At 40.4% G+C, this 12,713-nt stretch carries 11 protein-coding genes; 3 read left to right on the top strand and 8 right to left on the bottom strand.

Annotated elements, in window-relative coordinates:
• Positions 1-21 precede the first annotated feature (21 nt).
• Entirely contained in the window at positions 22-1,275 is a 1,254-nt protein-coding gene (locus ACHUFV_RS19760; protein ID WP_394237113.1) for a CynX/NimT family MFS transporter, read from the bottom strand.
• A 242-nt stretch (positions 1,276-1,517) separates the two neighbouring features.
• On the opposite strand from ACHUFV_RS19760, the gene ACHUFV_RS19755 reads away from it, so the two are divergent.
• Positions 1,518-1,877, top strand: a complete 360-nt coding sequence (locus ACHUFV_RS19755) for a Lin0512 family protein (RefSeq protein WP_394237111.1) — start codon at positions 1,518-1,520, stop codon at positions 1,875-1,877.
• Positions 1,878-1,946: 69 nt separating this feature from the next.
• Here ACHUFV_RS19755 and ACHUFV_RS19750 read toward each other — a convergent pair whose 3' ends face one another.
• From ACHUFV_RS19750 to brnQ, 3 genes are all read right to left on the bottom strand, one after another.
• Positions 1,947-2,951, bottom strand: coding sequence for a DUF3231 family protein (locus tag ACHUFV_RS19750; protein WP_394237101.1), 1,005 nt, complete (start codon positions 2,949-2,951; stop codon positions 1,947-1,949).
• Positions 2,952-3,275: 324 nt separating this feature from the next.
• Complete coding sequence (locus ACHUFV_RS19745) at positions 3,276-4,265, bottom strand: two-component system sensor histidine kinase NtrB (protein ID WP_394237099.1); 990 nt, start codon at positions 4,263-4,265, stop codon at positions 3,276-3,278.
• Between the two features lie 367 nt (positions 4,266-4,632).
• Entirely contained in the window at positions 4,633-5,967 is a 1,335-nt protein-coding gene (gene brnQ, locus ACHUFV_RS19740) for a branched-chain amino acid transport system II carrier protein (protein ID WP_394237097.1), read from the bottom strand.
• Between the two features lie 314 nt (positions 5,968-6,281).
• Between brnQ and ACHUFV_RS19735 the strand changes: the two genes are divergently transcribed.
• The gene (locus ACHUFV_RS19735) at positions 6,282-6,593 is read left to right on the top strand and encodes a hypothetical protein (protein ID WP_394237095.1); all 312 of its coding nucleotides are present in this window, start codon (positions 6,282-6,284) and stop codon (positions 6,591-6,593) included.
• Between the two features lie 323 nt (positions 6,594-6,916).
• Here the strand turns inward: ACHUFV_RS19735 and ACHUFV_RS19730 are convergent, their stop codons facing one another.
• The 3 genes from ACHUFV_RS19730 to ACHUFV_RS19720 all read right to left on the bottom strand — a co-directional run bounded on the left by ACHUFV_RS19730 (position 6,917) and on the right by ACHUFV_RS19720 (position 9,690).
• Positions 6,917-7,597 (bottom strand): phosphoribosylaminoimidazolesuccinocarboxamide synthase, encoded by a 681-nt coding sequence (locus ACHUFV_RS19730; RefSeq protein WP_394237094.1) that lies wholly within the window; start codon positions 7,595-7,597, stop codon positions 6,917-6,919.
• Positions 7,598-7,792: 195 nt separating this feature from the next.
• Positions 7,793-8,548 (bottom strand): YibE/F family protein, encoded by a 756-nt coding sequence (locus tag ACHUFV_RS19725; RefSeq protein WP_394237093.1) that lies wholly within the window; start codon positions 8,546-8,548, stop codon positions 7,793-7,795.
• Positions 8,545-9,690 (bottom strand): YibE/F family protein, encoded by a 1,146-nt coding sequence (locus ACHUFV_RS19720; protein ID WP_394237092.1) that lies wholly within the window; start codon positions 9,688-9,690, stop codon positions 8,545-8,547. The genes ACHUFV_RS19725 and ACHUFV_RS19720 overlap by 4 nt, the downstream gene beginning before the upstream one ends.
• A 389-nt stretch (positions 9,691-10,079) precedes the next feature.
• Here ACHUFV_RS19720 and ACHUFV_RS19715 point away from each other — a divergent pair, with 389 nt between their 5' ends.
• Positions 10,080-12,053: a methyl-accepting chemotaxis protein gene (locus tag ACHUFV_RS19715; RefSeq protein WP_394237091.1), complete on the top strand. Its 1,974-nt coding sequence runs from the start codon at positions 10,080-10,082 to the stop codon at positions 12,051-12,053.
• A 43-nt stretch (positions 12,054-12,096) separates the two neighbouring features.
• Here the strand turns inward: ACHUFV_RS19715 and ACHUFV_RS19710 are convergent, their stop codons facing one another.
• Entirely contained in the window at positions 12,097-12,582 is a 486-nt protein-coding gene (locus ACHUFV_RS19710) for a nitroreductase family protein (protein ID WP_394237089.1), read from the bottom strand.
• Positions 12,583-12,713 lie beyond the last annotated feature (131 nt).

Here is a 12,713-nt window from a genome sequence, read left to right as displayed (position 1 = left end):
TCGTATGGAAAGCCTCTCTTATTACTCAATACTCTGATGCAGCCTTTCCCCTTCCCCTACATACAGATTCCTTCCTGCACCCATCCCAACAGCAAAGATCAAAACAGACGCACCTACTAATAGGAGGAGTGGAGTAGTCCAGCTATTTGTAACGTCGTGCAAAAAGCCAAACAAAGTTGGACCAGTAGAAGCCAGCAAATAGCCGAAGGACTGTGCCATGCCTGACAATTCAGCAGCCTGCTGTGCATTCCTTGTACGTAAGCCGAAAAAGATCATTGCCAAGCCAAAGGAAAATCCAGCCCCAATTCCTAGAAAAATGACCCATAAAAGAATTAAACTCTGACTACCATAAAGCAATCCAATATTCCCACTGAAAAGACTTACAGCTGTTATCGTCACTAATATACGCTGGTTAGCCATACGTCCGGCGAGAATCGGAGCGATAAACGTAACCGGCAGCACCGTCATCTGCAAAATGGAAAGCAGCCAGCCTGCTTCGTCTGCGCTTAAGCCTTGCTGTTTTAACAGTTCAGGAAGCCAGGTAACCAGCACATAAAACACCATTGATTGAAGTCCCATGAACAAGGTGACCTGCCAGGCAAGCGGGGAACGCCAAAGGTTCACATTCTCATTGGCTGCTTGATGTGAAACAGCGGCCCCCGCATTGCCTCCTGAACGCTTTTTCATTTGCGGCAGCCAAAACAGAATCGAGACAAAGCTTAACATCCCCCATATGCCTAATGCTCCCTGCCAGCCATAGCCTAATCCTAACGCGACTGGAACGCTAATACCGGACGCAATGGCACCAAATAAATTCATCGAAATGGAATAAACCCCAGTCATCACGCCCATTTTTCCAGGAAACTCCCGTTTAATCAAGCTAGGCAGCAGGACATTACCTGCAGCAATCGCCAATCCAAGGACTGCTGTACCCATATATAATGTCGCCACCCCTGTTACGGAGCGCAGCCCAATTCCGATCGTTAAAAGAATAATCGCTGCTAATAGAACCCTTTCAAAACCAAATCTTCGTGCTAATTTGGGGACAAAGGGTGAGAAGAAGGCAAATGCGAGCAAAGGCACGGTTGTAATCATGCCCGCTAAGGTGTTCGATAAATGCAAATGATCGCGGATAAGATCTACTAAAGGCCCTACAGATGTTAATGGGGCTCGTAAATTGATGGCGATAAAAATAATGCCTACAAGGATGATCCAAGCAGCTTGCGGTCTGGACTCAACCTGGGGCTCCTTCATTATTTGATTGACAACATTCATGTGTTTCCCTCTCTTTATTGATAAATTAAAATTTTCAGAAAAGTAATAGTAAAAAAATAAGATGGCAGAATGCCGTCCTAGTAGTAACCATTGTACATTGTTATTAGGAATATTAATAGAAAATCGCTCATTATTTCGCAATAGAGCTTTCCGAAGCCTACTATAGACAACCTCTTTCACAAATCTAGTATTATAGCTAAAATAGAATAGACAGAAAAATCCGAAAGGAAGAGGACGATACAATGGAAAAAATTATGTTTATTGAAACAGGAATGGGCATTGATGTCCATGGTCAGGATATTACGAAGGCAGCTGTTCGTGCGGTACAAAATGCCATTCACTTTAACTCGATGCCGGGACTTCGCTCCGTCCTGCCCGGAAACAGCTTGGAGAATATGAAGGTAAATGTAAAATTAGCGGTTCCATGTGAGAAGGAAACACTAGACACTAATGCTGTAAAAGCAGCCCTGCCATACGGACAAGTCACAGTCGAGGTTATGGATGGCGGGATGATGACAACAAGCGGAGTCATCATCGAAGAAAAAGGCGACAAAAATGACCTAATGTACATTGTCATTGCATCAGTTGAGGTTGGGTATTAAAGCACGGGGACGGTTCTTCTGCTTCCATGACTTTGTGGAAGCGGCAGAACCGTCCCCCTGCTTCCAATTTCAATTTTTTATTAGTTCGTCGCGGTCGTCTGCTTGTGGGGGTTCTTCCATCCAGCCGTGTTTGATCATGATGTTGGCTCCGTCTTCGGCGTAGAGTGCAATTTCCGGAAGCAGGGTCGCGTACCTCATCCCTAAATCTCTTCTCGGACTTGCAGCGATAGCCATGCCAAAGTTGCCAATTCCTGCTGCAATCATGGCTGATACATGAAACATGATGAGCTTATCTGAGAAAATACTAGAAGTTGTATCTAATACGGAAGAATCCCAGCTCATAGGCGCAGGCAGGTCTTCCTTTATTAAAAAGTTACTGAAAATATCAATATATTTTTGTGAAAGCTGCTTCCCCCTTACTAAATATTCCTTCACTTCATCACTTTGAGCAATTTGCGCAAAACCTGTGATTAAAGCCTTTCCTAATGCATTGGTTTGCACATTTAAAAATAAATGTGTTACCTCTACTGAAGTAATAGAACGTTTTTTCCCAAAAAAGCCGGCTAAAAATTGCTGTTTCTTTACAAAGTCGACCTTATCGGGAGTAGAAATATATGGAGGTTTTACAAAGGTCCCCTGCTTTAACATGAGGTCACGTGTCTGATTCTGCAGCTCCACCCCTTTTTCCAATACACGCCGATGAAGACCAACAACATCCGAGCGTGTAGCCAATCCAAGGGCAGCACAGTTAGCTGCCATAGCCAAAATTGCCATTTGATGAAAGTACATCAAGACAAAAGTATCTGAAAAAAGTCTCGGAGCATTTGGCGTGACATCTTGATCCGTAAATCCAACCGGTATAGGGAATTCCTCTTTTTCAAAAATCTCCTGCATGATTTTTAGGTTCTCTTTCGCCGTCTTTAAAGAAAACTCAATAATGGGACGTACCTCTTCATCCTCCACTTTCTCTAAGAAATGCGAACTAACACAAGCCGCCAATGAGTCATTTATATACTGCATCCACAAACTCGACATCTCCGCAGCCGTCAACCTTAATTTCGACTTATCCTCCAATTAAACAACCTCCCAAACAATCCAACTAGCTATACTACAGCTTTCCCTAAATGAATGAATTCTACTTAAGTATAAGTAGTTAAATTATTCTTTAGGAGGAACTCTTCTTTAAGCGAAGAATCTCTTTATTTTCACCTAATGACTACGTTACCCTAGCAGTTGACGAAACTTTCTGCGAAAGATTAAGCATAGAAGTTGACATCTATACATACATTCCTAATTCAATCAAACGTTTGTTTAAGAGAGAAAAGGCTGTACCCTCCCTCTTAAACCGGGAATTCAGCTATGATTTTGGATGACAGATGATTCTCCAGCCTTAAAGCACTACTTTTTCATAAACCGTATATGAAAGGTGGTTCCTTTAGAGCTTGAGGTATAGCTGATGTTCGCATTATTTCGTTTGGCAATTGAGAAACAGATCGGCAGCCCTAGACCAGTACCCGTTGATTTTGAGGTAACAAATGGGACCGAAACCTTATCGATAATTTCAGGTGGTATCCCCGCTCCTTCATCCCTTATCGATAAAACAACATGCTCAGTTTCATCAACAGTTGTAATATAGACCGATTTCCCTTTTTCCATCGCATCAAATGAATTATTAATAAGGTTCAACAGCAGCTGCCTCATCTCATTTTTATCAACAAAGAGATTGGGAATTTGCCCTAATTCCAGGTAAATAAACTTACCCTCGTTGTTGGCCCTGGTTTCGAGCAAAGGGTATAGAGTTGTGATGATCTGATTTAGATTGCAATCGTTTAATTTATTCGGCGTTTCCTTGGCTAGATCGAGGAAGTTTGTAATAATATCATTCACACGATTGACCTCGTCAACCATCAGGTTCATAATATCCTTGTATTTAGTTAAATCATTGTCTTTCAGCATTAACTGCAGGAAGCCCTTAATCGTCGTCATTGGATTACGTACTTCATGTGCAACACCCGCTGCCATTTCAGCAATAATTTTCAGCTGATCATAGTATTTTTGCCGCTTCTCTTCTTCCTTTTTTTCCGTAATATCATTAAAAATAAGAAACAGACCGTATTTATTCGGAAACACTCTAATTTCCAAATGTTTTTTCGTGTATTCCGTAACCACTTCAAAGTACTGCGGTGATTGTTCTTGAAACGCCTTTGTATATTTTTCATATACAATGGTTTCCTTATATTTTGGCAGTACATCCCACTGGCACTTATACAGCACTTCTTCCTTCGGCTTTTCCAGTAACGCTTCGCCTGCCTTATTAATGAATTCCATCTCCATTTTTGAATTTAAAAAACAACAGCCCTCAGAGATTTCCTCTAATATCTCTATCATTTTCCGGTTTGCTTGGGTATCAATGATCCTCACCACTTTCCTTTTTAAAATAAATCCAATAAAAAATGGAGATAATTCGCTATATATACATAATATTCGACAAAATCCCACAATTTCCTTTTAGTATGATAAATAAATCGAGCCACGGGGACGGGTTCCCTAGTTCAACTGTTGAGGAGGCATACGGACAGACAGCTCGGCCTATTGTACCTATTTAAGCATCACGTTAAGCTGATTCCCTTTTCTTGAACAGACAAAAGAAAAACCGCTGGAATAACCAGTACTACTCCTAGTACTAATTATTCCAGCGGTCTATTGGTCACAGGCAAATTCCCTCGACATTAATCAGAGCCTGAGAAATGTTCCTCTATGCAGCTTTCTTCTCAACAATTTCCTCTTGAACCTTCAATTTTTCAATAATGCTTCCAATTACGAGGCCTAGTAAGCCAGGAATCACCCAGCCAAAGCCGTTTGGCTGAAACGGCATATGGGATAATACTCCTGTCAATGATCCATTCAAGAACGTCGTGTTGACCACTTCCACTAAACTAAATAATCCAACCAGACTGATTGTCATGATATAAACCGGGCGTTGGTTGAAAGGCAATCGATCATGAAAAAGACCTAATGCAATTAATGCGATCGCAATTGGGTACATTAAGCCAAGGACAGGCACAGATACCTTTAAGATTTGCGACAGACCAAGGTTAGCTACAAAGCCGCTGACGGAGCATAACAGGATTGTCCATTTTATATACGATAGCTTTGGAAAAATAGTCGAGAAATATTGTGCACAGGATGTGATTAAGCCGATACAAACGCTCAAGCACGCTACTGTAAATATTAATCCTAAAACGATCGTTCCACTTTGGCCAAACAATTGCTGTAATGCGGTACTTAACACAATTGCGCCATTATCAACTTCTCCCGTGATGGAGGCAGATGCACCCAGGTACGCGATAATTAGATAGCAAAAGGTTAACAGCAAACCGCAAATGAGCCCAAACAAAGTTAAATATTTAACCTGTAATGCAGGCTTCGTGATTTTTCTATTTTTAAAAATATTAGTAAAGACAATTCCGCAAATTAAGGCTCCAAGTGCATCCATGGTTTGGTAGCCATCTAAAAATCCTTGTGAAACAGGATTATTTTTATAGGATAATGATGCTCCTTGAAAATCAGTTAAATCGGTAAATAAGGCTTTAATAAAAACAATCGTGATTAAAATCAGCAAAGTAGGGGTTAAAATTTTTCCAAATCGATCGACTAATTTAGACGGTGATTTAGCAAACCAAAAGACAATACTAAAAAATACAATGGTATAAATCAAAAGTCCGAACGGTGAAGCTCCCATTGTCTGTGGCAAGAATGGCTTTACTCCCATTTCATAAGCTAGACTGCCTGCGCGCGGAATCGCAAGTCCAGGTCCTATTGCTAAATAAATGGACATTGGGAAAAGAAGCGCAAAAGTTGGATTCACTCGGTTAACTAATGTGTCCAATGTTCCTGATTTGGCAATTGCGATAAAGCCTAATACAGCCAGACCCGCATCGGAAACAATAAATCCCGTAACAGCCAACCAAACATTTTCACCGGCTGCATGACCTAAATAGGCTGGAAAAATTAAATTTCCGGCACCAAACAGCATAGAAAACAACATAAAGCCAATAAACATTATGTCTCGATTGGTTAATTTATTCAATCAGTTCACCCCTACTTTTGTACTATATCAGAATAATTTTCATTCTATCAGATATCTTTCTAATTTAATATCAAATTATAGAAACTACCAATATATTTCAAAAGCGGGGAACCAAAGGGACGGGTTCCTTGGCCCGAGGAAACGGATCAAAGAGACAGGCACCTAGGCTCCAAGCCCATGTGTCTGTCCCTTTGATCTACCCCTTTATCATTATTATTAAATAACATTTCCACTATTAACATAGTAAAAAGTTTCAATTTCCTTCGATTTTAGCATATAATGATAACACCACATTTTTTAAGGGGCGTGAGAGGATGGTTAAATATATAGCACTAACGTTTCTTATACTGCTTGCCAACCTTTTCCACATGAATTTTGACCATCACAGCCCAATCAATTACGAAAGCAAATTCATTATGGATCACGAAAGTAGTTATGACGAACCTGATCCAACGAATGACAAGAATAACCTAGACTTCATAAGTGCGTTAGCTGCCTTGCTATTATTCCCCTTTCCTTTTACAAACGCAAATTCGTTTTACATTCAATTAATCAGAAGAAAAAGGCTGCTCACACCTATTTTTTATCAATCGAATTATGTGATTGTCCCTCCTTTAAAATACTAAATTACAATTTTATTTTAAGGAGGAAATAATATGATTTGGATGAGATTTATTATTATTGGAATGTTTTCTGCAACGGCTCTTACTCTTTTATCCTACCAAGGGATTGAAATTTTCCAAGCGTTTATGGATTACTTTAAAGAGAAATAATAATGATAGAAGAGTGTAGGGGGATCCTTACACTCTTTTTGGTGTTTGGGGTTTTGGAGTAATTTCCCTCGAATCTCGATGTACCACAGGTGTTTTGTAATTCCCATCCCTACTATGCTGGCAAAAAAAGCCTGTCCCCAATGCTCATAACAAGCATCAGGGACAGGCTTCATCAATTATAAGAACATTTTTTCTAATTCAAGCGGTTCGATATATTCGCCTTTTTTATACGCGCGCATGTTTCCGCCGGAGATTTCATCAATTAATACAATTTCCTTATTTTCGCCTACGCGGCCGAATTCAAATTTGATATCGTATAGCTCGATATCTTTTTTAGCCAGCTCGCCCTTAACAACTCCAGCGATTTGCTGTGTTAGTGATTTTAACACTTGGTACTCATCCTTAGATAGGATTCCAAGCATGTCTAACGCATCCTCGCTGATTGGAGGATCTTCGCGGCCATCGTCCTTTAGGGTTACTTCAACAAATGCATCAAGCTGCTGACCTTCCTCTGCATATAAGCCATATCTGCGTAAAAAGCTGCCAACCGCTCTAAATCTGCAAATAACCTCCAAGCCTTTTCCAAACACTTCAGCAGGCTTCACTGTCATCGTTGCTTTTTCAATATCCGCATCAATGTAATGTGTTGGAATTCCTTTCTCCTTTAATATCTCGAAAAAGTGCTTCGTTAAGCGTAAACCCGCACGGCCTGCACCTTCAAGAGTTAGCCCCACTGTGTTAGCGCCTGGATCAAATACGCCATCCACACCCGTTACATCATCTTTAAATTGAAGCAGATAATTTCCGTCCTCTAATTCATAAACATCCTTTGTTTTACCTGTGTACGTAAGCTTCATACCGAATCACCCCTATGTTTTTTATAGCTAGTAAAACCGCCAATTATTCATAAAACTCCAAATCTTATTGTAATATAAAAAATTACCCGTGGGAACACTGGGATGGATGGAAATTAGTCCGCAGGGACGGGTCCCTTGGCTCAAGTTATTACCAATAATACATTTTTTCCAAACCAAAGAACCCGTCCCTCTGGTTCACTTTTCCTTCACTAAAAAATAAGCGGTAATCCAAGCTGTGATAGGAATATTCATTGAGACGCCGATACCAGCCCAAAGAATGGTGATCATTTCGGCGTTAAATATTTTGGAGTTGACTATTTCTCCGAAAGAATAGGATAGATCCTTAAACCAAATTAGCAGGCCTAAATAACTGCCAAAGAAGGCAAAGAATAAGGTGTTTGCACTCGTTCCAAGGATATCCTTTCCGATGCTTACGCCCGCTTTGAATAAGGTTTTCCGACTGATCGCTGGATTATGAAGATAGATTTCGCGCATGGGTGAGGCAATGGAAATCGCTACATCAACGATGGCTCCTATGGTACTCATAATAATGACGGACGCACCAATTTTTACAAAATCAATGCCAATATAAAGGGAATAGCTACTAAGTTCCTCGATTTCTTCTTCCCCAAAGCCCTGAATCATCGCCATTTTGTTCACTACGACAATAAAAAAGAGCAAAATCACAATTGTAATCAGCGTCGAAAAAAAGGCGATGGTCGTTTTGCTATTTACATCATTAATAAAAAAAAGCGTAATGCAGCTAATCAGTATACAGGCAATGAAGGTTAGGATAACCGGATCAAGATTAGGGTCGTTCATTAACAAGATAATCAAAAGGAGGACAGCAAAATTGAAAAATATCGCCAAAAATGACTTTGCCCCCTTTTTCCCACCAACAAGCGTCATTAGAATAAACAGTATACATGTTAATACTACTAGTACATTCATCCTCTTGCCCTCTTTCGTTTAACGAAAAAAATTGTCGTATAGAGACCAATCGGAATGGTTAACACAATACCGATTCCGCCTGCTAATGCACGTGCCAATTCCAAAGAAAGACTCATTGAGAGAGTAAACCCTAATGGGTTGCCGTTTTTTAAATATAAAACTAGCATCGGGATGGAGCCGCTGATATAAGCAAAAAATAATATATTGGTCATGGTCCCCATAATGTCTTTGCCAATATCCAATCCTGATTTTTTCAACGCTTTCACTGAGATGCCTGGATGCTCTTCGTACACCCCAAAAATGGAAGACGACATCGTAATAGCGACATCCATGACAGCACCCAAAGATCCAATGAAAAGCCCCGCCATAAACACCATTTGATACGGACGTGTAATAAATTGAATTTCTTCATATTTTAGACCCTTTTCGGACGTTACCTCCATCACGAGATAGGTGATGAGCAGTGACAGAAAGGTCCCGAGCAGCGTCGCCACAATCGCGGCATATGTTTTCTCATTAAATCCATTCACAAGGAACAGAGAAATTACGGTAAATAAGACAGCCCCCACACTACATATCACTAATAAACTGATCCCTGCAGTATGGATATACACATCCAATGCATAGGATAACAAAACCGCGTTGACGGCCAGACTGATAATCGCAAACAACCCCTGCTTTTGCCCAACCAATAATAAGGTAAACATAAATATCCACGCCATCATCAACAGATATTTATCGCGCTTTACTTCTTTAATCGTTCCAGTCAACTCTTTATGTATTTCCTTGTCCGAATCAAAATCAATGGAAACAAACAATTCATCCCCAGCCTGAAGTTCGTGATCATAAGCTCCGGAAGAAGAATACTCATTGGTTAAATCTATCAGTCTCCCCTTTTCTTTCCCATTTTTTATTTCTGCCTTGATACGCTGAGTAAATACTTGATCCTTATTTTGAAAGTTATCCACTTTTTCCGTGGTCCCTTCTAGCTTCGTTTCGATAACTTTTGCAATGGGTACCTTATAAAAAGAATAATTATAGTTCACAAAAATTACTGTAGTGAGAAAACATATGATTAGCACGGTGCACAGCGCTATTTGTTTGCGTGATAGACTGGTTAATTTATTACAAATTACTTTCAATAAAACCCCTCCTTTGGATAGATTACGGACCTCAGAGTCTGCCTTTTTTGGGCCAAGATTCCGCTACAATCTACTAACAGCTTACATGAAGATATCAGCAAAATAAAATCATAAAAAAGACCGGGAGACAAAATCCCTCGGTCCACCAAACAAGTATCTCTACCGGGCCAAAGGATCTGTCCCTGCGGCTCAATGGTGAGCCGGGACCCGTCCCCCTGGCTCAAAAAATAGGCTGTTTGCGTGATTCTTGTTATAGAAAAATAATAATATATCAGGTAAAATCTATAGAGGAATATATAGGTATAAGGAAGTAGAGGGATATGACTACTTTCGTTGCTTAGATCACTGTCAAGAATAGAAAAAAATAATAATAAAGAAGAGGTTGGTCTATGAGAACTATGCGTAAATTTAGAAACATCCGGACTAAATTAATCACAGCCTTTGCTATCATTTTAATTATTCCCATACTTATAGTGGGTGGATTATCTTATATAACAGCCAAGGATACAGTTGAGCATGAGGTATTAGCAGGAATCAATGAAAGCTTAAATCTATTAAATACCACAATTACTAATGAGATAGAATCCAAGATGCAAAACGTTGAGTTCTATGCTCAACTAATTCCGTCAGGGCTCGATCAGGAGAGCAATGTAACTGACTTACGAGAGAAATTTGCTCAATACATCCAGTTGAATCCAGAGGTTACCAACATCTATGTAGGGACTGAGAATGGAGCATTTATTCAGGAACCGAATGTAGAAATGGATCCGAATTACGATCCAAGAGAAAGACCGTGGTATCAGGAATCCATGGCGCAAAAAGGCGAAGTAGTGATATCGCCTCCATATGTTTCGGCTAGTACAAATGGGATGGTCGTTACCCTTTCGCAATCCACACCGGATGGATCTGCAGTTATGGCCATTGATATTGATTTAGCCTTCCTGCAGGATCTAACAAACCAGGTGAAGGTCGGGGACGGCGGCTACGCACTTCTTTTAGACCAAAATAAAAACTACATTTCTCACCCTGAGCACGCAGGTGGAAGTGAAGCAGCAGAAGACTTTTACAATCAATTTTATGAAAAAGAAAAAGGCGAATTTGAGTATTCCTTAAATGGCGAGCAGAAAATCATGAGTTTTATGACCAATGAATTGACAGGCTGGAAGCTAGGTGGAAACCTCGTATCTGAAGAGATTAGTAATCGAACTTCCTCTATACTTAACACAAGCTTAATTGTCATGCTTGCCTCTGTCCTAATCGGTTCAATCGCTGTATTCTTTATTATTAGAGCGATTATTCAGCCTCTCAATAAAATTAAGGAAAAGGCTGTCACCATCAGCCAGGGTGATTTAACGGAAGCAATTGAAATCAAAACAAATGATGAAATCGGCCAGTTAGGCATGGCCTTTAACGAAATGCAGGACAGCCTGCGAGAACTGGTTCAAAAAATTGAAACAAGTGCCAAGCATGTAACAGATGCATCCGAAGAATTATCCACCAATGCATACCAAACAGGTCTCGTTACTGAACAGGTGGCGACAGCGATTCAAGAGGTTTCATCCAGTGCTGAAAAACAAACACACAAGATGGAGGAAAACACCCAGTCGTTACATGAAGTATCACAGGGCGTCATGAGGATTGCAGAAAATTCCTCGAAGGTCTCAGAGCTTTCCTTCCATGCTGCACAGTATGCTGAGGATGGCGGCAAGGCCGTAAAGAACACGGTGACTCAAATGCAATCCATTTTTGAAACAGTGACAGAATCTAACAACGTTATTAAAACCTTAAATGAACGTTCTAAGGAAGTTAATTCTATCGTAGATGTCATTACCGGTATTGCAGATCAAACGAATTTACTTGCACTTAATGCAGCAATTGAGGCCGCTCGTGCAGGTGAACATGGAAAGGGATTTTCGGTTGTCGCCGATGAAGTGCGTAAATTGGCGGAGCAATCTCAGCATTACGCGAAGGAAATCTATCATATTGTCGAAAGAATTCAACACGATACAGAAAAGTCCGCAGTCATCATGACAAAAGTGATGAATGATGTTCAAACAGGGGTTCAGATTTCACATGATGCCATTGATAAATTTAATCACATTATCAACTCTACAAATGAAATGACTCCACAAATGCAGGAGGTTTCAGCAGCAGCCCAACAAATGGCAGCTGCCGTTGAAGAGGTTACCGCGATTGCGAATGAGCTTTCCGCGATTGCTGAAGAGAATGCAGCGACTTCAGAAGAGGTGGCAGCAGCAACGGAAGAACAATTATCTTCAATGGAGGAAATTTCAGCTTCCTCAAAATCTCTTTCTGATATGGCAGAAGAATTATACGGAGCGGTTTCCCAATTTAAGTATTAAACTAGTTAAAAACAAGCACCTCGTCTAGGGGTGCTTGTTTTTTTTACGGTAGAAACTTCATTTTTTCTTGAATCGGCATTCTTTCTTTTGGTTGATTGATTTCTTCTGGATAGCCGACACCAAATATCCCAATCACATCATGGCCCTCTGGAACTCCTAGAATTTCACGCTTTTGCGCATTGTTCCCTAACGATGACCAGAAGGTTCCAACCCCTTCTGCCCACGCAGCTAGATTAAAATTTTGTACAAAGCAGGCTGTCGCAAGGATATTTTCATAGGTTTCAATTTCTGTTGCACCCTTTTTGGATAAAATAGCAAGCACAACAGGGGCATTCCAAAAATCAGCTTTGTGATTCAACTTTTCCCTTGTCTCCGAACCAACCACATATACTTCCCATGGCTCCGTCATTCTATGATTGGGCGCCATCGTTCCTGCCTTTAGCCATTTGCTAATACTCTCCATATCGACCGGGTCCGATTTAAACTTCTTTATATTGCGTCGAGAATGAATGATCTCTAAAATATCCAAAAAACCCCTCCTATTTGTTCGTGATTTTGAATCCTTCGTATGGGAACTATTTAAGGCTGATAGTGCTCAATACTTGGCTTGAATTCTTCGTATGGGAACTATTTAAGGCTGATAGTGCCTGTTCCGAAGTT

Source organism: Niallia oryzisoli (assembly GCF_043641075.1).
In the GTDB taxonomy this organism is placed as follows: Bacteria; Bacillota; Bacilli; order Bacillales; family Cytobacillaceae; genus Bacillus_BD; species Bacillus_BD oryzisoli_A.
The sequence above is the reverse complement of the archived record's forward strand: the minus strand, read 5'-3'. Positions and strand labels throughout refer to the sequence as shown.